This is a genomic window from Bradyrhizobium sp. 195 (assembly GCF_023101665.1).
GTDB lineage: Bacteria > Pseudomonadota > Alphaproteobacteria > Rhizobiales > Xanthobacteraceae > Bradyrhizobium.
Window position 1 is genome coordinate 2,099,297 of sequence record NZ_CP082161.1, and the last position, 22,470, is coordinate 2,121,766.

Genomic DNA, 22,470 nt, shown 5'->3' on the forward strand with positions numbered 1-22,470 from the left:
ATAAGCGTCGTGCAAGCTTGGTCGCTCAATGCTCAGGTCTCGACCGAGAATCGCACGCGGCCCGATGTTGAAGCTGGATCACAAAGCTAAATTTCTCCTGCTGGTCGCGGCATCAGTGCTCGCGGGTGCCTCGCCCGTGCTGGCCCTGGACGAAGCCAAGCCATCGAAGCCGCTCAACCTGCTCTCCTTCGCGCGCGCCCGCGCGTCCGGACCGCAGAAGCCGCAGCCGGTCACGGCGATGCCAGGCGAAAATGCGTCGGTCCGGGCGACGGCGTGGGCGGCCGAGGAGTCGGGACCCGCGATCACCGGCGCAGTGCCCGATGCCGAGACGCCTGCGCCAGCGGCTGCGCCCGCACCCACACCGGCAACGGTCCGTCCGGCCAAGCCCGGCAGCGTCATGGCGCCGCCGAAGCCTGCGCCGCCGCAGGCCGCGGCGACCGCCGACAACGAAGTCGCCCTGTTCTGCAGCAACGTTGCCGATCCCGCCGTCGATGCGAGGCTGGCCTGGCAGCTCAAGGAGCTGGAAAAGGCCGAGAGCCTGCTCCGCGAACGGATCGCCGAGGTCGAGGCCAAGCGAGCCGAATATGAAAAGTGGATGGCGCTGCGCGACGACTTCCTGAAGAAGGCCGAAGCGAGCGTCGTCGAGATCTATTCGCGCATGAAGCCCGATGCTGCAGCGACCCAGATTGCCGGCATGGCCGACGAGACCGCCGCCGCCGTGCTCGCCAAGCTCAGCCCGAGGAGCTCGAGCGCAATCTTCAACGAGATGGACACGGCACGCGCAGCGCACCTCGCCGACCTCTTGGGCGGAATGCGCCGCGTGGATGACGGAAAGACCAAATAGATGAAGAAGCCGATCCTCATCCTCCCGCTGGCCTCCATGCTTCTGGCCGGATGCTTCCATGACCCGTCCGAGGTCCTGACCGGCCCGCAAATGTCGCCGGTCGGCGCCGGCTTACGGACCCAGGCCGATCCGATCCCGGTGACGCCGCGCATGCGCACGCCCGTCAGCTATCGCTCGACCTGGGACGACGGCACCGATCTCTACCGCGATCCGCGCGCCCGGCGCACCGGCGACGTCGTGACGGTGATCATCTCGATGCAGGACAAGGCCAAGCTCGACAACAAGACCGGCCGCTCGCGCGATTCGCAGGTCAAGTTCGGGCTCGACTGGCTGATGGACGTCGCTGGGTGGAACGACAAGGGTTCGGCCAACGCCAATCTCAGCACCAACACCCAGATCAAGGGCAACGGCCAGATCGATCGCACCGAGGATATCAAGCTCTCGATCGCCGCCATCGTCACCGACGTGTTGCCGAACGGCAATATGATGATCAGCGGCTCGCAGGAATTTCGCGTCAACACCGAGATGCGCGTGCTCAACGTCGGTGGCATCGTGCGCCCGCGCGACATCTCGCGCACCAATACGATCTCCTACGAGAAGATCGCCGAGGCGCGCGTGTCCTATGGCGGTCGCGGAAATCTGTCCGACGTGCAGCAGCCTGGATGGGGACATCGGATCTATGATGCCGTGGCACCATTCTGAGATCTGCGCCGGCGAGGCCGCGCAAGGGCAGGGGACGTCATGCGCCTGATTGCCGCCATCGTGGTGCTGACCCTTGTCGCGGTCGGCGCGGGCGCGCTGGCCGGCCTGCATCTGTTTGCGGCCGCCGAGCGCGCTGCCGACGCGAAGAAAAGCGCGACCCCGCCGCCGCTTGCGTCGAGTTACGCCGGCAGCCCGCGCTTGCGGAAATTGTCCCCGATCGTGACCAATCTCGCCGCGCCCGCCAACAATTGGGCCCGGATCGAGGCCTCCATGGTGACCGAGAGCATGAACGACGAGGAGGCCGGCATCCTGGCCGCGCACATCAGCGAGGACATCGTCACTTACTTGCGGTCCGCCTCGGTCGCGCAGTTCGAGGGATCGCGCGGGCTCCAGCATCTGCGCGACGACCTGACCGAGCGCGCCAGCATCCGCTCGTCCGGCAAGGTCCGCGAATTGATCATTGAGACGTTGGTGATCCAGTGAGAGTGAAAGTCCTGCTGCTCGCGTTGATCCTGGTGGTGCTGCCTGAAGTGGCGCTCGCCCAGATTCCGGACCTCAACTCGCTGCTGCCGCCCGGAAACGGTTCGACCAGCGGCCGGATCATCCAGCTGATGGCCCTGGTCACGGTGCTGTCGGTGGCGCCGGGACTGCTCATCATGGTGACGAGCTTCACGCGATTTGCGGTGGCGCTGTCGTTCCTGCGCGCCGGTCTCGGCCTGCAGACCACGCCGGCCAATCTGGTGCTGATCAGCCTCGCGCTGTTCATGACCTTCTACGTGATGGCGCCGACCTTCGACCGTGCCTGGGAGACCGGCGTCCAGCCGCTGATGAAGAACGAGATCTCGGAAGAACAAGCCTATCTGAAGATCACGGATCCGTTCCGCGAGTTCATGCTGGCCCATGTCCGCGACAAGGATCTGCAGACCTTCGAGTCGCTCGCCGCGGAGAGCTTTCGCAAGAAGTTCGACGACAAGCGCGTCGATTTGCGCGTCATCATCCCGGCCTTCATGATCTCCGAGCTGAGGCGTTCTTTCGAGATCGGCTTCCTCATCATCCTGCCGTTCCTCGTGATCGACATGATCGTGGCGACGCTGACCATGTCGATGGGCATGATGATGATGCCGCCGACCATCCTCGCGCTGCCGTTCAAGATGCTGTTCTTCGTGCTGATCGACGGCTGGAATCTGCTCGCCTCCGGATTGGTGCGCTCGTTCTCGTAACGTCGGCCAAGCGGTTATGGTTAGCGGAAAGTAATATTAACCATATGATTTTACTGCTGAATTCAGGCCGATCTTAATCCGGAAGCAAGATTCGGCGTGCTAGCAATGCGTCACGGCGGGTTGGACCCCACCCACAGCAGTCCAAAGGCATGATGCCGCCCCTCCGTACCGGTGCAAGCCCGGTATGTCCCCTGATGAAAATGTAACGCGTACATAAAGGGACATTCGCAATGTCAAGCCTGCTCACGAACTCGTCTGCCATGACCGCGCTCCAGACCCTGCGGTCTGTCAGCTCGCAACTCTCCACCACGCAGAGCCGGATCTCCACCGGCCAGCGCGTGGCCACGGCCGCGGACAACGCCGCCTACTGGTCGATCGCGACCTCGATGCGCGCCGACAATGCCGCGCTCTCTGCCGTCTCCGACTCGCTCGGTCTGTCGGCCGCGACCGTCGACACCGAGTACACCGCTCTGAACAAGGTGCTCGGCGACAGCAACTCCGGTCTGACCAAGCTCCAGTCGCTGCTGGTCGAAGCCAAGACCGCCGGTATCGATCGCAGCAAGATCCAGTCGGAAATCACGCAGATCCAGCAGGACATGAAGAACGTCGCCAGCGCGGCGACCTTCAACGGCGTCAACTGGCTGAGCACCAACGCCTCCACGCCGACGACCGTCAATCTGGTGTCGTCGTTCTCGCGCGTCGGCTCCACGCCGACCACCAGCTCGATCACGGTGACCGTCGCCAACTACTCGCTGTACACCTCGACCACGAGCGGCATCCTGGACACGGTGAGCGGCAGCGCGTCGGTCGACAGCCTCAACATCGGCGCGTTGACCGACTCGGCCGCTGACCAGACCATTCTCGATGGTTACATCGCGAAGGTCACCGCAGCGATCGGCACGGTGTCTTCGGGCGCCGCCAACCTCGGCGCCATCAAGAACCGTATCTCGAACAACTCGGAGTTCGTGAAGTCGCTGATGGACTCGGTGGATCGCGGTATCGGCCAGCTCGTCGACGCCGACATGAACCAGGAGTCCACCCGTCTGGCGGCTCTCCAGGTCCAGCAGCAGCTCGGTGTTCAGGCGCTCTCGATCGCCAACAACAACAGCCAGAGCATCCTGTCGCTGTTCCGCTAAGGCCAGGACGATCCTAGGGAGGGCCGCGCTTCGTCAGAAGCGCGGCCCTTTTGTTTGGCGCGATGCCGCCGCCATGATTGCGGCTGCTTGTTGCAAAGGGATCACGGCGCCACAAGCCTCGCACAAGCTTCTCCGGCTAGTCTGGCCGTTACGACGGATTGGGTTCACGCGCATTTCCGCAGCCCAAAGGCATGATGCCGCCCTGTCGTACCGGTGCAAGCCCGGTATGTCCCCAAAATCCAATCTGCTTTCAAAGGGACATCAAAGATGGCTTCCAGCCTGCTTACCAACTCCGCTGCAATGACTGCGCTCCAGACCCTCCGGAATGTCAGCGCCAGCCTGCAGACGACCGAAAACCGCATCTCGACCGGCCAGCGCGTCTCGACCGCTTCGGACAACTCGGCCTATTGGTCGATCGCGACCTCGATGCGCGCCGACAACGCCGCGCTCTCCGCCGTCTCCGACTCGCTCGGTCTGTCGGCCGCGACCGTCGACACCGAATACACCGCCCTGAACAAGGTCATCGGCGACCAGAACTCCGGCCTGACCAAGCTCCAGGCGCTGCTGGTCGAAGCCAAGACCGCCGGCATCGACCGCACCAAGATCCAGGCTGAAATCACCCAGATCCAGCAGGACATGAAGAACGTGGCCAACGCAGCGACGTTCAACGGCGTGAACTGGCTGAGCACCAACGCCTCGACCCCGGCGACGGTCAACCTGGTGTCGTCGTTCTCGCGCGTCGGCGGCACGCCCACGATCAACACCATCACGGTGACGGTTGCCAACTATTCGCTCTACACCTCGGCCACGGCCGGCATCCTCGACACGGTGAGCGGCAGCGCCTCGGTCGACACCATCAACATCGGTGCGCTGACCGACTCGGCCGCCCACCAGACCATGATCGACGGCTACATCGCGCAGGTTACCACCGCGATCAACACGGTCAGCCAGTCCGCTGCCAACCTCGGCGCCATCAAGAACCGCATCTCGAACAACACGGAATTCGTGAAGTCGCTGATGGACTCGGTGGATCGCGGTATCGGCCAGCTCGTCGACGCCGACATGAACGCGGAATCGACCCGGCTCCAGGCGCTGCAGACCCAGCAGCAGCTCGGCGTTCAGGCGCTCTCGATCGCCAACCAGAACAGCCAGAGCATCCTGTCGCTGTTCCGCGGCTAAGCGACGGCTTCGAAAACGACCGTGCTCCCTTGAGGGAGCACGGTCCCCGCCGTGACCGGCGGACGTGACGGCACGAGGCGTGCCCGCAATCGCAATCCCGACGCCAGGCTTCATACGACACGCCGCAACCGAGAGCGCTGTCCTGCGCCCGGTCGTCCGCGCGTTGACGTCAAGCCGATCGCGTCGCCCCCGCTTCTTGTAAAATTGCAACGCCGTGCCTGCGAACTGACACAATCCTGTCCTCGCGCAACCTTCAGACAAGGTTGGCAGCGGAGTGTCCTCACCGTTCGCATTGGTACGAGGTCATATGCTCAGTCGTGCGCAGGTACAGCAACTGCTCAACAATCTGCTGGAGCTTGGGCCGCGACGCCTGATGGCCTTGGGATTGATCGGCTTTGCCGTTCTCGTCACCGTCGTCGGCGGCGCGTACTATTTGAGCCGCCCCGAACTCGAGACGCTCTATACCGGTCTCACCCGCGAAGACGTGACGCGCATGGGCGCGGCGCTGCGCGAGCAGAACATCACCTTCGACGTCAATACGGCCGGAGACGCGCTCTCGGTGCGCCCGAGCCAGACCATGCAGGCGCGGATGCTGCTCGCCGAGAAGGGGCTGCCGACCAGTGCCAATTCCGGCTACGAGCTGTTCGACAAGATCGGCTCGCTCGGCCTGACCTCCTTCATGCAGGAGGTCACCAAGCTCCGGGCGCTGGAAGGCGAGATCGCGCGCACGGTACAATTGATGAAGGGCGTCAAGGCGGCGCGGGTGCATATCGTGATGCCCGTGCGCGGCTCGTTCCGGGCGACGCAGCAGCCGCCTTCGGCCTCGGTCGTGCTGCGCACCGACGGCGCAATCGAGGCGCGCACGGCGCAGTCGATCCGTCATCTCGTCGCCGCCGCCATTCCCGGCATGAACCGCGACAAGGTCACGGTGCTGGACGCCGACGGCTCGATGCTGCTCGCCGAAGAGGACGAGGCCAGCGCCGCCCCGACCAAGATGGCGAGCCTTCAGAAAACGGTCGGGGGCATGGTGCAGGAGAACATCCGCAAGGCGCTGACCCCGTATCTGGGCCTCGACAATTTCGAGGTCAGCGTCGCGCCGCAGCTCTCCACCGACAAACGTCAGATCAACGAAACCGTCTACGATCCGGAGGGCCGCGCCGAACGTTCGGTGCGGAACGTGCGTGAGAAGGAATCCTCGCAGAACGCCGACCGTTCGACGCCGACGACGGTGCAGCAGAATCTTCCCGATCAGCAGGTGAACGCCGGCGGCGGCAAGAACTCCAACGAGGACAAGACCCGCCGCGAGGACGTCACCAATTTCGAGGTCTCGTCCAAGACCACGACGACGGTGAGCGACGGCTATTTGGTGAAGAAGCTTTTCATCGCCGTCCTGGTCAATCGCGCGCGGCTGGTCGCCGATCTCGGTGACAAGAGCAACCAGGCCATCGTCGACAGCAAGCTCGCCGAGATCAGCCAGCTCGCGGCGACGGCCGGCGGATTGGACAAGCAGCGCGGCGACCAGATCCAGGTGACGGCCGTCGACTTCATCGAGGGCTCGCGCGAGCTGGCGCCGGTGCCCCCGATCAGTTTCGTCGAGATGATCAACAAGCAGCTCGGCAGCGTCATCAACGCGGTGACGATCCTGGCCGTTGCTTCGATGCTGGTCTGGTTCGGATTGCGGCCGGCGGTGAACGGCATTCTGACCCATCGCGCGGAGCAGGAGCAGGTCGAGGCCGCCGAGGCCGCGGAGCTTGAGGCTGCTACGGCCCTCGCATTGGCCGAGAGTCAGGACCCCGAGCTCAATCTCGTCGAAGACCTCGAAGGCAAGATGCAGCGAACGCCGCAGAAGCGGCTGGAGCAGATCGTCCGGCTCGATCAGACGCAGGCGGCGGCGATCCTTAAAGACTGGATGCGACGCGAGGAGGCGGCATGAACGCGGCAATCGGAAAGCTCCTGACGCAGTTCGACGCGAACGGCCGGGCCAAGGCACCACCGCCTCCTCCGCCCAGGATCCAGGACGTGCTGACCAGGCCGAAGGAGATCGTGCGCGAGCCTCAACCGCAGCTTCAGGCTCACCCGCAGCCTCTGCCTCAGTCGCCGCCTCCGGCGCCGAAGGCGGAAGCCCCGGCGGCCAATCTCCTGGATGATGCCTACCGGCGCGGCCATGCGGCCGGCGTCGCGGAGGGCGATGCCAGGCTTGCCGAGGAGCGCGTCCGCAGCGCGATCCGGCTCGGCGAGGAGCGCGCCAAATGGTCCGACCAGCAGGCGGTCGCAATCGTCGGCGGCTTTGAGGCGGCTTGCCGCGAGATCGAGACCAACATCGCAAGCTCCGTTGCGCGGATATTGCTGCCGTTCCTCGCCGACGCGGTCCGCGACAAGGCGATCGGATCGCTGGTCGAGCAGATCGCGGCGCTGACCGGCAACTCGTCGGTGCCGGCGTTCAAGGTCACCGGCCCAAGCGAGCTGCTCGACCTCGTGAAGACACAGCTCGAGGCGTCCAGGCGAGTCGGCATCGAATACGAGGCTGCCGAGGCGCTGGAGGTCCGCGTCGTGGCCGATCAGACCGTGATCGAGACGCAAATCTCGGCCTGGAGCGAACGCCTGAAGGAAGCGCGCCGGTAATCCGCCATGGAAGAGGTCAAACATGAGCTCGTGATCGTCCGCCGGCGCAGCGCCTTCGCTGAGGAGGCGCATCACGGTGGTGTCTGGAAGATCGCCTACGCGGACTTCATGACTGCGATGATGGCGTTCTTCCTGGTCATGTGGCTGCTCAACGCGCTCAACCAGGATCAGAAGCAGGTGGTTGCGAGCTATTTCAACCCGATCCAGCTCGCGGAAAATGCCCCCGCGCCGAAGGGCCTGAAGAATCTCTCCAAGAAGGAGCCGACGTCGTTCGAAGGCCAGGATGGCAAGCGCCAGCCGGCCGGCTCGAACGAAGAACGTCGCGGTGACTCGCCGACGATCGAGAAGCCGGCCTCCTTTGAAGAAAAGGTACTGTTCCGTGATCCCTATGCGACTCTCGCCGAGATCGCGAACAGCGCGAACCAATCCTCGGGACAGCGGCGCGCCGGCGCGCTGACGTCCGCCGAAGAGGATGGCCTCAAGGGTGGCGACGCCTACCGCGATCCCTTTGACCCCGGTTATTGGAAGCTGGCGCCGCAAGCGTCCAAGGACGCGGATGGCAGGATCGAGAGCGAGTCCAAGCCGAATGCGGCGCGCGACGCCGTGCCCGCGACAAATCCGGCCGAGCCGCAGGCACGTCGTGCCAAGACCGACGATGCCGGCGGAAGCGTTGGGCCGAACGCGGATGCGTCGTCCGCAAACCTGTCGCCCCTGCTGCCGCCGGGGCCCGCGGCAGCGCAATCGCCCCGCGAGGGCAGTGCCCAAACCACCGTTCAACCCAACGCCACCGCACAGGCGCGTCAGAGCGATACGGCGAAGGAGAGCGAACCGCGCGATGCGGCCCAGACACAGCAGCCGACCGTCAAGCAGCTTCAGTCCGCGATCGCGGATGCGCTGTCGGACATCAAGGCGGGCGCCGGGCCGGCGGCCGAGGTGCGTCAGGTCGAGGAGGGCCTCCTGATCAGCCTGACCGACGATGCGAGCTTCGGCATGTTCGCGGTCGGCTCGGCCGAGCCGCGGCCCGAACTCATCCGCGTCATCGACAAGATCGGGCCGCTGCTGACGAAACGCCAGGGCATGATCATCGTCCGCGGCCATACCGACAATCGGCCGTATCGTTCGGAGACTTACGACAATTGGCGGCTGTCGACCGCTCGTGCCCAGATGGCCTATTACATGCTGGTTCGCTCCGGCGTCGACGCGCTGCGGATCGAGCATGTCGAAGGTTACGCCGACCGGCGGCCGAAGCTTCCGAATGATCCCGCTGCCGCGCAGAACCGCCGGATCGAGATCCTGATCCGCGAGAAGCGCCCTTGATCAGGCCGCTGCTCTGCATCGCCCTGCTGCTCCTGCCGTTCACGGCCGCGAACGTGCTTGCCCAGCCCGCGCGCCAGCCGGGCGAGCCTTATGAGCTCGTCCGCGCGCTGCAGGCGGTGCAGGACGGCATCGCCAACGGCGACACCGCCGCGCACGGCAGCCACGTCGCGCTGATCCGGCAGATCGGAGAAAAGTTTCTCGCCGCCGATCCCACCGTGTGGAGCAATCTGCAGAACAGTCAGGCCGTGGTCATCTATCTGCTCAGCGGCGGCGCCCCGCAACTCGTCCGCAAGCTGCCGCGCGACAAGATGAACGTGGACGAGCGGCTGTTCAACGGTGCGCTCGCCTATGTCGAGGGTCGTCAAGAGGAGGCGAGGGAGCAGCTCAAGGACGTCAAGCCGCGGACGCTTTCCTCGGGCCTCGGCGGACAGGTCGCGCTGGTCCAGGGCGCGTTGTTCGCGCGTGCCGAGGCATCGTTCGCGATCGAGCGCCTGGACGATGCGCGCCTGCTGCTGCCCGGCACGCTGGTGGAGGAGGCGGCGCTGCGGCGTGAGATCCTGCTGGTCGGGCAGGCGGAGGATTTCGACAAGTTCGAGTTCCTGACGCTGGCCTATATCCGCCATTACCGCAACTCGATTTATGCCGGCGATTTCTGGCAGCGCTTCTCCACGGGGCTGACGCAATCGAGCCTGGCGCTCGACGGGCGCCGCTTTGCGCGAATCGCTGCCCTGCTTGAGCAGATCGATCGCGCGAGCCGCCTCAAGCTCTATCTCGTGATCGCGCGCGCGGCGATGCTGCGCGGACAGCTGGCCGTGACGCGGCTTGCCGGCGAGCGGGCACTGACGCTCAGCGCCGACGCCTCCGCGGATCGCGAGCGGGCGCATTTCTTTCGCGGCGCCTCGCGCGCGCTCACCGACGAATATGACGGTGGTCTCGCCGAGCTGAAGGCGCTCGACCGGTCGAAGCTGCCCGAGCGCGACGTCCCGCTGCTGAATGCCACGGTGCAGCTCGCGCTCGACATCCGCAAGCCGCTCCCGGGCGGCTCTACCGCCGCCAAGCCTCCGGCAACGCCGGCGCGTCTCGATCTGGCGTCATCGACCGTGACGCTGGCGCGCGCGCAGAAGCAGCTCGGCGAACTCGAACTCCTCACCAGGGACCGCCGTCCATGACCAAGCTCACTGGAACCTCCGGACAGCTTTTCTCGGGTCTCGCCGAGAGTCTCAACATGCGCGGGACGTCGCGTTCGGCAAAGAACGCCGGAGCGAAATCGCAGGGAAGCTCCTCGTTCAACGATCTGCTCCACACCGTCTCGAACCTCGCCAGGCAGGCCCTGAACGATGACGGCAGCGAGACGACCGCGAAGCTCGGAACGCTGCATACGCGTCCGGCTCATTCGACCGAGAAGGAGAGGACGAAGGACGCGGCGGTGCAGGAACACATCGTGGCATCCGAGCGAGCAAAGGCCACGGAGGAGCCTTCCGACAAGAAGACCGACAGATCGTCGGACAAGCTACGTCCGGTCGATCATGCCGCAGACGTCCAGGACCAGTCAGTCGTGGCCGTCGTGATCGGGCAGGAGATCGCTGCCGCGCCTGCCGCGAAGCCGCAAACGCAATCCGCGGGTAAGGACGCGACCGCGCGCGACGAGCGGTCCTCCACAACGAAGCGCGAGGTTCAGGGCGCGGACAAGGCGGCGACGGCCGATACCGCCCCATCCGGTGGCACGCCGACCGCCGCGCGCTCGCCGGCCGCGGCTTCGCCAGCGATCGCCGCGCCGCAATCGACACCGACGCAAGGCGGTGAACCATCGAACGCAATGCCCGCGGCAGCCGGCTTCGAGGCGGTCACAGCCAATGTCGAGCGCGCTGCCAAGGCCTCGGGGCGTGACGCGCTGCCCGAGGCGACCAAGGTCACCGTGATCCAGCAGGAGACCCACCTGCCGCCCGCACAGTTCAACGCCCCGCAACAGGTCGCCAACGCGGTCGTCGCCGAGCTGAACGACACCGCAAGCCCCGCCGCGGCCGCAGCACCCGATCTCGCAGCGTCCCAGACCAACGCCCCGGATCAGCCGCTCAAGATCCTGACCATCAATCTCGAGCCGCCCGCGCTCGGCAACGTCACCGTACGCCTTCGTCTCGTCGGCACTGAAGTGTCCGTCCATCTTGCGGCCGAGCGCAAGGATACCAGTCAGATGCTGGACCAGCAGCGCGATCAGATCCGCGATCTCATGCAGTCGGCGGGCTATGTCGCCGACGTCGCGCCCGTCCAGCACGGCTCGATGGACGGATTCCAGAGCGGCTCCGGCCAGTCGCAGCCGCAGCTCTCGGGCCAGCAACAACCCTCGTCGCAATCGCAAGGAACGTTCGGCGGCGCCGGCACGTCGTCGGGACAGTCCGAGGGTGGCGCCAGACAGGCGCGGCAGGAGCGCGAGTCCAACCAGGAGACGCGTCATGACCAGGACATGGGCCAGCAAAATCGTCGCGGCCCTGTTTATCTGTAACGCTGGCACCGTGGCGGCGGCGACCGACAACTCGCGCCCGTGCGAGCGCGAGATGGCACGCGCGGCCCAGCAGCACGGGATCCCGCTCGGCATTCTCTATGCGGTCGGCCTCACCGAGACCGGGCGGCGCGGCGCGCTGCATCCTTTCGCGCTCGGGGCCGACGGCCAGACCGTGTTCGCCAAGGGGATCGACGACGCAATGGCGAATTTCGAGGCGATGCGGGCCAAGGGGATCAAGTTGATCGACCTCGGTTGCATGCAGATCAACCACTATTATCACGGCGACAAGTTCGCTTCGGTGCGCGCGATGTTCGATCCCGCCAGAAACGTCGACTATGCGGCGCGCTTCCTGAAAGAACTGAAGCAGCGCGAGGGCAGCTGGACCATGGCGGTCGCGCGCTACAATGCCGGCCCCAACAACCAGCCGGCGCAGAAGCGCTACGTCTGTCACATCGTCGCTCATCTCGTATCGAGCGGCTTTGGTGCCTGGACCGACAAGGCGCGCTCGTTCTGTCAGCCGAAAACGACATGACGACGTGAAGTTGTGCATGGTTCCCAACCATCAGCCCCGCGCAAGCAAGATCCCCCATTGTAACTGCAACCTACCAAAGGAGCCCACTTCATGAGCCTGTATGGTGTTATGCGCACCGGCGTTTCCGGGATGAGCGCGCAGTCCAACAAGCTGTCGACGGTTTCGGACAACATCGCGAACGTCAACACCACCGGTTACAAGCGGGCTTCGACGGAATTCTCCTCGCTGATCCTGAAGAGCGGCTCTGGCAATTACGACTCCGGCGCTGTCGAGACGACAGTCCGTTACGCCATCAGCGACCCCGGACATACCCAGTTCACGACGTCGTCCACGGACCTTGCCGTACAAGGTAACGGCTTCTTCGTGGTCTCGAACGCCAACAATACGCAGCAGTTCCTGACGCGAGCCGGCTCGTTCGTGCCGGACAGCCAGGGCAATCTGGTCAATGCGGCCGGCTACTACCTTCTGGGTCAGCCTGGCCTCGTGACCAACTTCTCGCAGAACAGCCTGGCGGGAATGCAGATCGTGAACATTGCCCAGGTCTCGCAGGTGCCCGTGCCGTCGACCGCGGGCACCCTGACGACCGGCAATCTGGATCCGAAGGCGGCTGTCATTGCCGGTCCCCCCGGTCCAGCATCATATTCATCGAAGAGCTCGATCGTCGCCTACAACAACATCGGTCAGGCCGTCACGCTCGACGTCTATATGTCTCACACCGCGACGGCTGCCGGCTTGGATACCTGGCAGGTTCAAGTCTATAATTCCGCGACGGGTACCTCGCTCGCCCCCGCCACCACTTTCACCTTCGACACCACCGCGGCCGGAAAGGGCGCGCTGGCCGCAGCGAGCCCGACGGGTCTCACCGTGACCGTCCCGGGCGGCGCCGCGCTGACCATGGATCTGTCGAACATGACGCAGGTCGGCGCCGACTTCAGCTTCAAGGCGACCGTCAATGGCAGCGTGCCCGCGGCGATCGACAAGGTCGATGTCGACGAGGGCGGCCACGTGACGGCGATCCTCAAGAACGGGCAGCAGCTGACGCTCTACACGATCATGCTCGCCGACGTCGCGAGCCCAGACAATCTGACGCCCGAGCCGGGAAACGTCTATTCGACCAACATGAATTCCGGCAATGCGCAGGCCGGGAATGCCGGCACCGGCGGGCTGGGCACGATCCAGTCCGGCGCGCTGGAAGACTCCAACGTCGATCTCGCGGACGAACTCACCGGGATGATCGAGGCGCAGCGCGGCTTCACCGCTAACTCGAAATCGTTCCAGACAGGCGCCGACCTGCTCGACGTCGTCGTCAACCTGAAGCGCTGAATTCTTCAGCGCTCACCCCGGGCAAGAGCAGATCATGTCCCTTACCGCCGCTCTCGACTCCGCTCGCGCTTCGCTCAAGGCGTCGGGCGTCCAGTCGTCGACGATCTCGCGCAATATCGCCGGGGCCAGTGCCGCCGGCTATTCGCGCAAGATCGCCGTGCTGGACAACCTCCCCGGCGCCGGCGTCTATGTCGCGGCGATCCAGCGCGCGGCCAGTTCCGGCCTCTATTCAAACGTTCTGACCGCGACGTCGTCGTCTGCCAAGCAGAGCGTGATCTATGACGGTCTGCAGAAGATCGCGACCGCGACGGTGGACGATCCCGAGCTCGAACAGTCGCCGACCGCCCAGCTCAACAAGCTCAAGCAGGCGCTGCAGCAATTCGCCAATTCCACCGACAATGCGACCCTTGCGCAGGCCGCCGTGACGTCCGCCAAGGATATGGTGACGACGCTCAACCAGGCCACCAAGACCGTGCAGTCGGTTCGCGAGGGAGCGGACGCGGACATGGCGACGTCGGTCGCCAACATCAACCAGCTCCTCACCCAGTTCCAGACCGTCAACACCGCGATCGTGAAGGGCACGATTACCGGCGACGACGTCACCGACTATCTCGACCAGCGCGACAGCATCGTCTCGAGGCTGTCGCAGGAAGTCGGCGTCACCATGTCGCTGCGTCCCAATGGCGATGCGGCGCTCTATGCCGACAGCGGCGTCGTGCTGTTCGACAAGACCGCGCGGACAGTGAGCTTTGCGCCGACCAACGCCTACACCGCCGGCACCACGGGCAATGCCGTCTTCATCGACGGCGTGCCGGTGACCGGGGCCAATTCCGTCATGCCGCTCAAGTCCGGCAAGCTCGCCGGCCTTGCCCAGCTGCGCGACAAGGACACGGTCACGTATCAGAGCCAGCTCGACGAAATCGCGCGCGGCCTGATCGACGCCTTCAAGGAACGCGACCAGTCGGCTGTGCCGACGCTGGCGGACAGGCCCGGTCTGTTCACCTATCCCGGCGCGCCGACGATGCCCGCGAGCGCCACGATCTCGGTCGGCCTCGCCGGTACGATCGCGGTTGCCGCCTCGGTCGATCCGGCCGCGGGCGGAAACCCGAACCTGCTGCGCGACGGCGCGATCAGCGGCCTTCCCGCGTATAATTACAACACGACCGGCAACGCTGGCTTCTCGACGCGGCTCCAGCAGCTCATCAACAACATGAACGCGCCGCAGCCGTTCGACGTCACGGCTCAGGGCAAGCCGAGCGGCAGCGTGATCGAGTTCGCCTCGTCCTCGGCGAGCTGGATTGAAAGCCATCGCAAGACCGCCGACGACAACGTCCAGTACCAGAACACGCTGCTCGACCGCAGCACCGCGGCGCTGTCCAACGTCAGTGGCGTCAACATGGACGACGAGATGTCATTGATGCTCCAGGTCGAGCGCACTTATTCGGCCTCGTCGAAGATCATCTCGACCGTCGACGAGATGTTGCAGAGCCTGCTGGCTGCCGTGGGGAATTAAGTCATGATGAGCGCCAACTACATCTCGACCCTGATGCTGTCGTCGTCGTTGAGGTCGTCGATCACGAACAACCAGGCTGCGCTGACCAAGGCCTCGAAGGAGGCGACCACCGGCCGTTTCGCCGATATCGGCCTCGAGCTCGGCACAGGGACGGGCCGCGATGTGGCGCTGCGGGCCGATTTCAACTTCGCCGATCAGCTGGTCGACACCAACGAGCTGGTTTCGGGACGCCTCGACGTGACCCAGAACCGCATCACGCAGCTCGGCACGACCGCCTCGGAATTCCTCAAGAACCTGATCGCGGCCCGCGACGCCGACAGCGGCGCGAAGATCATCCTGCCGAGCGCGTCCGCGAATCTACAGGACCTCATCGGCGCGCTCAACGTCTCCTACAATGGGTCGTATCTGTTCGGCGGCATCAATACGCAGACCGTGCCGATCGCAAACTACGTGTCCGGTTCAACCAGCAAGAATGCCCTCGACGCGGATTTCGCAGCGGCTCCGCCCGCGGGCTTCGGCTTCCCGCAGTCCTCGGCCAGCGTGAGCACGATCACGCCGGCGCAGATGCAGAACTTCCTCGACAACACCCTCGATCCCGAGTTCGCAAGCCCGGCCTGGAACACCAATTGGTCGTCGGCCACGGACCAGACGCTGTCGAGCCGCATCTCCACGACTGAGGTCGTCGACAGCTCGGTCAGCGCCAACCAGCCCGGCTTCCGCAAGCTCGCCGAGGCCTACACCATGCTCACCGACCTCGGAAACACCAGCCTGAGCAAGGACACGTTTCAGGTCGTCGTCGACAAGGCCATCGGTCTCGTCAGCGGCGCGATCAACGATCTCGCTGTGCTCGGCGGTACCGTCGGCTCGATCCAGCAGCGGGTCACCGGCGCATCCGAGAAGCTGAAGATCCAGAAGGACATCCTCAACAACCAGATCGTCAAGCTGGAGGCGGTCGACCCGACCGAGGCCTCGGTCCGCGTCAACACCTTGCAGACCCAGATCAAGACGGCGCTCGCGCTGACCTCGCAGCTCCAGCAGATCAGCCTCATCAACTATCTCTAAAGTCGGGCTCGCAACCTTTGTCCTGTTATTCGGTCTCCTGCGCAGAGTGGTTCTGATGACGTTTGAAGCCTATGAAGCGGTCGTCGACGAGAGTGGTTTCGAGGCGCGGGGCCGCGAGCGGCAGGCACTCAGCCTCGGCATCGACCGGCTCGAACGTCTCCAGAAGGGCCTCTTCAGCCTCGAGGATCTGGTCGAGAGCCTGCTCTATGTGCGGCGGCTGTGGACCATCTTCATCGAGGATCTCTCGCACCCGGAAAACGGGCTGCCGGACAAGCTGCGCGCCGACATCATCTCGATCGGCCTGTGGGTCGTCAAGGAAGCCGACCGCCTTCGCGAGGAGCGATCGAACGACGTGATGCAGCTCATCGAAATCAACCGCCTGATCCGAGACGCCCTTTGATGAAAGTCTCCTTGCGGGCAGGCGAACGGATCTACATCAACGGTGCGGTGCTGCGCGTGGACCGCAAGGTCTCCGTCGAGCTCGTCAACGACGTGATGTTCCTGCTCGAAGGGCAGGTCATGCAGGCCTCCGACGCCACCACGGCGCTGCGGCAGCTCTACTTCATCGTCCAGCTCATGCTGATGAACCCGACCGACATCCGCGATGCCGCGGCGCTCTACGCGCAGCATCACGCGGCCCTGTGTGCCGTGTGCGAGAGCCGCGAGATGCTGGACGGACTTGGCGCGGTCGACGAACTGGTCGAGGCGACCCGCTACTTCGAGGCGCTCAAGCGGATCCGGGCCTTGTTCCCGGTGGAACAGGCGATCCTGGCCGGCGCCGCGACCCATTCCCCATTCGAGGCTGCCTGACAGCGGAGAGAGTTACATGAACGTCCCCAGCGCGACCGACGCGACCGGCAAGTCCAATTCGGCCGGCCCCACCACGACGACGTCGAGCAACGGCGTCGACTACAATACGTTTCTTCAGCTTCTCGTCGCCGAAATGAAGAACCAGGACCCGACCAATCCGATGGACACCTCGCAATATATGAGCCAGTTCGCCCAGCTCTCGACGGTCGAGCAGGCGATGCAGACCAATTCGAAGCTGGACGCGCTGCTATCCTCGCAGTCGTTGTCGCAGGCCAACGGCCTGATCGGGAAGACCGTCAGCTTCACCGACTCCACCGGTGCCAGCTTCAGCGGCAAGGTCGTTTCCGTCGCCATCAACAGCGACGGCTCCATCGCGACCCTCGAGAACGGCACCAAGGTCGCGGTCGGACCCGGACTCACGATCAGCCAGTCATGAACGAACGGGACGCTCTCGATATCGTCCAGGCGGCGATCTGGACCATCATCGTCGCCTCCGGACCCGCGGTCGGTGCCGCGATGCTGGTCGGCACCGTCATCGCGCTGATCCAGGCCTTGACCCAGATCCAGGAGGTGACGCTGACCTTCGTTCCGAAGATCATCGTCATTCTGCTGGTCGTTGCCGTCTCCGGCTCCTTCATCGGCGCCCATCTCTCCACCTTCACCGAGATGGTTTATTCGCATATCGAGCGCGGCTTCTGATCCGGACAGGTCCGGCCACCACCCTCGCGTAAGCTTTGCGCGGCAGATTGCGGGCCGACCCCTCCGCCGGTGACCCATGGCCGATACGTTAGCTGCTAGCCTGCCGACCCCACGACGATTGGGGGCCGACGCTTTTTTCGCCGGCGGCATCGTGGCCATGCTCACGATCCTGTTCCTGCCGATCCCGCCCATCCTGATCGATCTTGGCCTTGCCTTCTCGATCGCGCTGTCGGCGCTGATCCTGATGGTCGCGCTGTGGATCCAGCGACCGCTCGACTTCTCGGCCTTCCCGACCGTGCTGCTGATCGCGACGATCCTTCGCCTGGCGCTGAACGTCGCGACCACCCGTCTGATCCTGTCGCGCGGCGGGGAGGGCGAGCAGGCCGCCGGCCACGTCGTCGCCGGCTTCTCGAAGTTCGTCATGGGCGGCGACTTCGTCATCGGCCTGATCATCTTCGCCATTCTGGTCACGGTGAATTTCGTCGTGATCACCAAGGGTGCGACGCGTATCGCCGAAGTCGGCGCTCGTTTCACCCTGGATGCCATTCCCGGCAAGCAGATGGCGATCGACGCCGATCTGTCGGCCGGCCTGATCGACGACAAGGAGGCCCAGCGCCGGCGCCGCGAGCTCGAGGAAGAGAGCGCGTTCTTCGGCGCCATGGACGGCGCCTCGAAATTCGTCCGCGGCGATGCCATCGCCGGCCTGCTCATCACCGCGATCAACATCTTCGGCGGCATCATCATCGGCGTCACCCATCACGGGCTGACGCTATCGCGCGCCGCCGACGTCTATACCAAGCTCTCCGTCGGCGACGGTCTCGTGTCGCAGATGCCGGCGCTGATCGTGTCGCTGTCGGCGGGCCTGCTGGTCTCCAAGGGTGGCACCCGAGGGTCGGCCGAGCAGGCGGTGCTGCGGCAGCTCGGCGGCTATCCGCGCGCGGTGTCCGCCGCCGCGCTGATGATGTTCGTGCTCGCCTTGATGCCGGGGCTGCCGTTGGCGCCCTTCGTGCTGCTCGGCGGCGTCATGGCCTTCGTCGGCTACTCGCTGCCGAAGCAGCAGGCGGCCCGGGAGCGCAAGGAGGCGGCCCTCAAGGCCGACGAGCGCGCCCAGACCGAGGCCAAGGAATCCGTCAAGGACCAGCTCAAGACCGCCGAGATCGAGCTCGCGCTCGGCGGCCACCTTTCGGTCCATCTCCTGGGCTCGCGCACCGAACTTGCGCACCGCGTGGCCAAGATCCGCAAGAAGTTCGCCAAGCAGTACGGCTTCGTCGTTCCCGAGATCAAGCTCACCGACAATCTGTCGATCGATCCCAAGAGCTACCAGATCCGGATCCACGACACCCGCGTCGCCCACGGCGAGCTCAGGCTCGGCGAGGTGCTCGTGCTGGTCGACAAGGACGGCAAGCCCGACGTGCCCGGCGAAGAGGTGATCGAACCCGCCTTCGGCATGAAGGCGCTGTGGGTGACGGAGGCCTTCACGGACGAAGTCAAGCGGCAGGGCTGCAAGCCGGTCGACAATCTGTCCGTGCTGCTCACGCATTTGAGCGAAGTGATCCGGGCGAACCTCGCCCAGCTGTTGTCCTACAAGGACATGCGCGCGCTGCTCGATCGGCTCGATCCCGAGTACAAGCGCTTGGTCGAGGATCTCTGCCCGTCGCAGATATCCTATTCGGGCCTGCTGGCGATCCTGAAGATCCTGCTGGCAGAGCGCGTCTCCATTCGCAATCTTCATCTGATTCTCGAGGCGATTGCCGAGATCGCGCCCCATGTGCGGCGCTCCGAGCAGGTCGCGGAGCATGTGCGGACGCGGCTCGCCCAGCAGATCTGCGGCGACCTCTCCGACAATGGCGTGCTCAACGTCGTCCGTCTCGGCAACCGCTGGGACCTTGCGTTCCACCAGAGCCTGAAGCGCGACGCCAAGGGCGACGTCGTCGAGTTCGACGCCGATCCGCGCCTGATCGAGCAGTTCGCGACCGAAGCCAGCGCCTCGATCCGCAAGTTCACCGAGAGCGGCACCAGCGTGGTGCTGGCGGTGACCCCCGAAGCGCGCCCCTATGTCCGGATGATCCTGGAGCGGGTGTTCCCGACCTTGCCGGTGCTGTCGCATGTCGAGGTCGCGCGCAGTGCCGAGATCAGGGCGCTCGGAGCCGTATCGTGATCTCCGGCCTTGCCGACAGCGTGCTGGTGACGTTCGTCGTGTTCTGCCGCATCGGCGCCTGCCTGATGCTGGTGCCCGGCTATTCCAGCGTCAACGTTCCGGCCCAGGTCCGCCTGTTCGTCGCGCTGGTCACGACGTTTGCGCTGGCGCCGATCCTGATCGCGGTTTTGAAACCTCTCACGGACAACGCCGCCCCGCTGACGCTGGCGCTCCTGATCTGCTCGGAGCTCCTGGTCGGCAGCGTCATCGGGCTCGGCGGCCGCGTGTTCTTCCTCGCGCTCCAGACCATGGCGACCGTGATGGCGAGCGCGATCGGCCTGAGCAACATCCCGGGGACGCCGGTCGCCGACAGCGATCCGGCGCCGGCGCTGGTGCCGCTGATCATGGTGTCCGTCACCACGCTGTTCTTCATGACCGACCAGCATTGGCAGGTCCTGCGCGGGCTGATGAACTCCTACGACGTCTGGCATCCCGGCAGCAGGCTCGGCGGCGGCATGGCGCTCGACCAGCTGGTCGGCCGCCTGTCGGAAGCGTTCGTGCTGACGCTGCGGATCACCAGCCCCTTCATCGTCTATTCGGTGATCGTCAACCTGGCGGTCGGCCTGATCAACAAGCTGACGCCGGCAATTCCGGTCTATTTCATCTCGGTGCCCTTCGTGCTGTTCGGCGGCTTCCTGCTGCTCTATCTCACCAGCGACGAACTGCTGACGCAATTCATGCTCGGCGTCTCGTCGTGGCTCGCGGAGTGACCGGTCATGACCTCGCGCGCGGACAAGCTCGGCCGGATGGTGTCGCTCGTGAAGCTCCAGCTCCGGCTGTCCGAATGGCAGCTCGCGCAATTGCGGCAGCAGGAGAGAAGCCTGCAGGACGAGCAGGCATGGCTGGTGGGAGCCCTCAACGATGGCAAGCCGCCGGCGGGCTCGTCGAGCGAATCGATCGCGCGGCGCTTGAACCGGACGAGCGTCGGCGCGCGCGAGGTTCAGGCGCAGGCCGCTCAGCAGCTCGACCAGGTTCGCGCCGAGAACCGCCGCGTGAAGCAGCTCGAGGAGGTCGCGAAGGCGGCACTGGCCGACAAGCTCCGCGACGCGGAGAAGCGGGTCCTCGAGGAGATGACGGGACTAAGCCCTGCCGTGCGCGCGTGGACGCCGCGGCCAGCCAACCGGAACAAGACATGATCGTGACAGCGACACCCGACCTCGTGCTCGACGTCCTTGAGGCCGCCGATCCCGTGACGCAGCGCGCGGCGACCGCGAAGCTCGATGCGCTGAAATCTTCCGACGCCGACTTCGCCGCCACCATGGACGCGGAGGCCGGCAAGGCGGCGGCCGCCGATCAATCCGCGACGAAAGTGTCCGAGACGCAGTCTGACGCGGTGAACGGGGCGCCGGTGCGGGTGATCAAGGCGCCGGCATCCGGCGAGGTGTACCGGAAGTTCGAAGCGTTCATCCTTCAGACCTTCGTCGAGACGATGTTGCCGAAGGAATCGGAGGAGGTCTTTGGCAAGGGCACGGCTGGCGGCGTCTGGAAGTCGATGCTGGCGGAGCAGCTTGGCAACCAGCTGGCAAAGGGCAAGGGCATCGGCATCGCCGAGCGGCTCGCCGCCGCGCATCCGCCGGGCCCGAACAATGCGGGCAAGGCCGGATGATGATTCGAGGATTGGGTGACAGACGTTGAGGGGTGAATTTCCTATGCAGGCACAAGAAGGCGCGGCGGCCATGGTGATCGAACCGGTCGCTGACATCGAAGCGATGACGACGGATGCGGCAGCAGCCAATGCGCTGCTGCCCGTGCTGCTTCCGATCGTGGGCAGCGAGGCCGTGGTCGATGGCGCGGATGCGGCGAGATCGGACGAGGTGCGCGGCCTGCTGGCGGCAATCCGCCGGCTCGAGAGCATCGTCGAGGAGGAGACCGTCGCGCTCGCGACGGGTCAGAAGATAGACTTCGACGATTTCAGCGCGCGCAAGAGCCGAAGCATGCTCGAATTCGTCCGCCTGATGCGGGCGCGGATGCATCTCGGCGGCGAAATCGAGGTCACCGAGGAGATTCAGCGGCTGCGCGAGAAGCTCGAGCGCAACCGCTCGATCCTCGAAATGCACTACGACGCGGTGCGCGACGTCGCCGGCATCATCGTCAAGGCGATCAAGGAGGCCGAGTCGGACGGCACCTATACCGGTCGCGCAGCACAGGACGGAAAATGATCAGACTGGTGCTGGCCGGGCTCTGGGTATGCATCCTTACCGCGGGCACGAGCTATGCCGTGGCCTATTGGAAGGAAAACGGCAGCCTGCTGCCGGCAAAGGACGAATATCTCGACGGGCTGCAATACCAGAAGACGCGGGCCCTGAGCGTGCCCATGGTCGAGAACGGCAATGTGCAGGGCTATATCGTCGCGCGCTTCGTCTACACCGTGGAGGCGCGGACCATGCACCAGCTCAACGTTCCGCCGGAGCCGTTCGTCGTCGACGAGGCCTTCCGCAGGATCTATGCCGACGAACGTCTCGACTTCAGGAAGCTCGCCCGTTACGACCTCTCCATCCTGACGACGGCCATCAAGCAGCGGGTCAACGAGCGGATGCAGGCTGCAATCGTCCAGGACGTCCTGGTTGAGGATTTCAACTACGTCTCCAAGGAAGAATTCCAGTCGAAGCCGTAGGTGTACTCCCTCTCCCGCTTGCGGGAGAGGGTCGGGGAGAGGGTACTTCCGCAACGGGACAGTCCCCAAGAGGAGAAAGCCCTCACCCGGCGCGCGGGACGATGCTTCGCATCGCCCGGAACGCGCCGACCTCTCCCGCAAGCGGGAGAGGTTTAGAGAACTGCCGCGTTAATCGATTCAACCTAGGGTCAGCCGTGCAA

25 protein-coding genes are annotated in these 22,470 nt (G+C 64.9%); all 25 read left to right on the forward strand.

Annotation, left to right across the window (positions count from 1 at the left end):
- Positions 1–64: 64 nt before the first annotated feature.
- On the forward strand, positions 65–844 hold the full coding sequence (locus IVB26_RS09755) for a MotE family protein (protein ID WP_247971464.1): 780 nt from the start codon (positions 65–67) through the stop codon (positions 842–844).
- A complete protein-coding gene (flgH, locus tag IVB26_RS09760; protein ID WP_247971465.1) occupies positions 845–1,546 on the forward strand; it encodes a flagellar basal body L-ring protein FlgH in 702 nt (233 codons plus the stop codon).
- Positions 1,547–1,585: 39 nt separating this feature from the next.
- The gene (locus IVB26_RS09765; RefSeq protein ID WP_247971466.1) at positions 1,586–2,029 is read left to right on the forward strand and encodes a flagellar basal body-associated FliL family protein; all 444 of its coding nucleotides are present in this window, start codon (positions 1,586–1,588) and stop codon (positions 2,027–2,029) included.
- Positions 2,026–2,766, forward strand: coding sequence for a flagellar type III secretion system pore protein FliP (gene fliP / locus IVB26_RS09770; RefSeq protein WP_247971467.1), 741 nt, complete (start codon positions 2,026–2,028; stop codon positions 2,764–2,766). The genes IVB26_RS09765 and fliP overlap by 4 nt, the downstream gene beginning before the upstream one ends.
- Before the next feature lie 230 nt (positions 2,767–2,996).
- Positions 2,997–3,902 carry a flagellin N-terminal helical domain-containing protein gene (locus IVB26_RS09775; protein ID WP_247971468.1) on the forward strand — a complete coding sequence of 302 codons (906 nt, stop codon included), beginning with the start codon at positions 2,997–2,999 and terminating at the stop codon, positions 3,900–3,902.
- A gap of 267 nt (positions 3,903–4,169) precedes the next feature.
- Positions 4,170–5,081, forward strand: coding sequence for a flagellin N-terminal helical domain-containing protein (locus IVB26_RS09780; protein WP_247971469.1), 912 nt, complete (start codon positions 4,170–4,172; stop codon positions 5,079–5,081).
- A 307-nt stretch (positions 5,082–5,388) separates the two neighbouring features.
- Positions 5,389–7,014, forward strand: coding sequence for a flagellar basal-body MS-ring/collar protein FliF (fliF, locus tag IVB26_RS09785; RefSeq protein WP_247971470.1), 1,626 nt, complete (start codon positions 5,389–5,391; stop codon positions 7,012–7,014).
- Positions 7,011–7,703 carry a hypothetical protein gene (locus IVB26_RS09790; RefSeq protein WP_247971471.1) on the forward strand — a complete coding sequence of 231 codons (693 nt, stop codon included), beginning with the start codon at positions 7,011–7,013 and terminating at the stop codon, positions 7,701–7,703. The genes fliF and IVB26_RS09790 overlap by 4 nt, the downstream gene beginning before the upstream one ends.
- Positions 7,704–7,709: 6 nt before the next feature.
- A complete protein-coding gene (locus IVB26_RS09795) occupies positions 7,710–9,020 on the forward strand; it encodes a MotB family protein (protein WP_247971472.1) in 1,311 nt (436 codons plus the stop codon).
- On the forward strand, positions 9,017–10,189 hold the full coding sequence (locus tag IVB26_RS09800; RefSeq protein ID WP_247971473.1) for a chemotaxis protein: 1,173 nt from the start codon (positions 9,017–9,019) through the stop codon (positions 10,187–10,189). Before IVB26_RS09795 ends, IVB26_RS09800 begins: the two co-directional genes overlap by 4 nt.
- On the forward strand, positions 10,186–11,520 hold the full coding sequence (fliK, locus tag IVB26_RS09805; protein WP_247971474.1) for a flagellar hook-length control protein FliK: 1,335 nt from the start codon (positions 10,186–10,188) through the stop codon (positions 11,518–11,520). The genes IVB26_RS09800 and fliK overlap by 4 nt, the downstream gene beginning before the upstream one ends.
- Positions 11,471–12,052 carry a transglycosylase SLT domain-containing protein gene (locus IVB26_RS09810; RefSeq protein ID WP_247971475.1) on the forward strand — a complete coding sequence of 194 codons (582 nt, stop codon included), beginning with the start codon at positions 11,471–11,473 and terminating at the stop codon, positions 12,050–12,052. The genes fliK and IVB26_RS09810 overlap by 50 nt, the downstream gene beginning before the upstream one ends.
- Before the next feature lie 90 nt (positions 12,053–12,142).
- Positions 12,143–13,375 carry a flagellar hook protein FlgE gene (locus IVB26_RS09815; protein ID WP_247971476.1) on the forward strand — a complete coding sequence of 411 codons (1,233 nt, stop codon included), beginning with the start codon at positions 12,143–12,145 and terminating at the stop codon, positions 13,373–13,375.
- A 34-nt stretch (positions 13,376–13,409) separates the two neighbouring features.
- Entirely contained in the window at positions 13,410–14,888 is a 1,479-nt protein-coding gene (gene flgK, locus IVB26_RS09820) for a flagellar hook-associated protein FlgK (protein WP_247971477.1), read from the forward strand.
- Positions 14,889–14,891: 3 nt separating this feature from the next.
- The gene (locus tag IVB26_RS09825) at positions 14,892–15,950 is read left to right on the forward strand and encodes a flagellar hook-associated family protein (protein ID WP_247971478.1); all 1,059 of its coding nucleotides are present in this window, start codon (positions 14,892–14,894) and stop codon (positions 15,948–15,950) included.
- Positions 15,951–16,005: 55 nt separating this feature from the next.
- The gene (gene flaF / locus IVB26_RS09830; RefSeq protein ID WP_247971479.1) at positions 16,006–16,350 is read left to right on the forward strand and encodes a flagellar biosynthesis regulator FlaF; all 345 of its coding nucleotides are present in this window, start codon (positions 16,006–16,008) and stop codon (positions 16,348–16,350) included.
- Positions 16,350–16,760, forward strand: a complete 411-nt coding sequence (gene flbT, locus IVB26_RS09835; RefSeq protein ID WP_246929184.1) for a flagellar biosynthesis repressor FlbT — start codon at positions 16,350–16,352, stop codon at positions 16,758–16,760. Before flaF ends, flbT begins: the two co-directional genes overlap by 1 nt.
- A gap of 16 nt (positions 16,761–16,776) precedes the next feature.
- Positions 16,777–17,196: a flagellar hook assembly protein FlgD gene (flgD, locus tag IVB26_RS09840; RefSeq protein WP_247971480.1), complete on the forward strand. Its 420-nt coding sequence runs from the start codon at positions 16,777–16,779 to the stop codon at positions 17,194–17,196.
- Positions 17,193–17,459: a flagellar biosynthesis protein FliQ gene (fliQ, locus tag IVB26_RS09845; protein ID WP_246929186.1), complete on the forward strand. Its 267-nt coding sequence runs from the start codon at positions 17,193–17,195 to the stop codon at positions 17,457–17,459. Before flgD ends, fliQ begins: the two co-directional genes overlap by 4 nt.
- Before the next feature lie 76 nt (positions 17,460–17,535).
- Positions 17,536–19,617, forward strand: a complete 2,082-nt coding sequence (flhA, locus tag IVB26_RS09850) for a flagellar biosynthesis protein FlhA (RefSeq protein WP_247971481.1) — start codon at positions 17,536–17,538, stop codon at positions 19,615–19,617.
- Entirely contained in the window at positions 19,614–20,366 is a 753-nt protein-coding gene (gene fliR, locus IVB26_RS09855) for a flagellar biosynthesis protein FliR (RefSeq protein ID WP_247971482.1), read from the forward strand. The genes flhA and fliR overlap by 4 nt, the downstream gene beginning before the upstream one ends.
- A 6-nt stretch (positions 20,367–20,372) precedes the next feature.
- The gene (locus IVB26_RS09860) at positions 20,373–20,792 is read left to right on the forward strand and encodes a hypothetical protein (RefSeq protein ID WP_247971483.1); all 420 of its coding nucleotides are present in this window, start codon (positions 20,373–20,375) and stop codon (positions 20,790–20,792) included.
- Positions 20,789–21,262 (forward strand): rod-binding protein, encoded by a 474-nt coding sequence (locus IVB26_RS09865; protein WP_247971484.1) that lies wholly within the window; start codon positions 20,789–20,791, stop codon positions 21,260–21,262. Before IVB26_RS09860 ends, IVB26_RS09865 begins: the two co-directional genes overlap by 4 nt.
- A gap of 43 nt (positions 21,263–21,305) precedes the next feature.
- Positions 21,306–21,815, forward strand: a complete 510-nt coding sequence (locus tag IVB26_RS09870; RefSeq protein WP_247971485.1) for a flagellar biosynthesis protein FlgN — start codon at positions 21,306–21,308, stop codon at positions 21,813–21,815.
- Positions 21,812–22,270 carry a hypothetical protein gene (locus tag IVB26_RS09875; protein ID WP_247971486.1) on the forward strand — a complete coding sequence of 153 codons (459 nt, stop codon included), beginning with the start codon at positions 21,812–21,814 and terminating at the stop codon, positions 22,268–22,270. Before IVB26_RS09870 ends, IVB26_RS09875 begins: the two co-directional genes overlap by 4 nt.
- Positions 22,271–22,470: the final 200 nt, after the last annotated feature.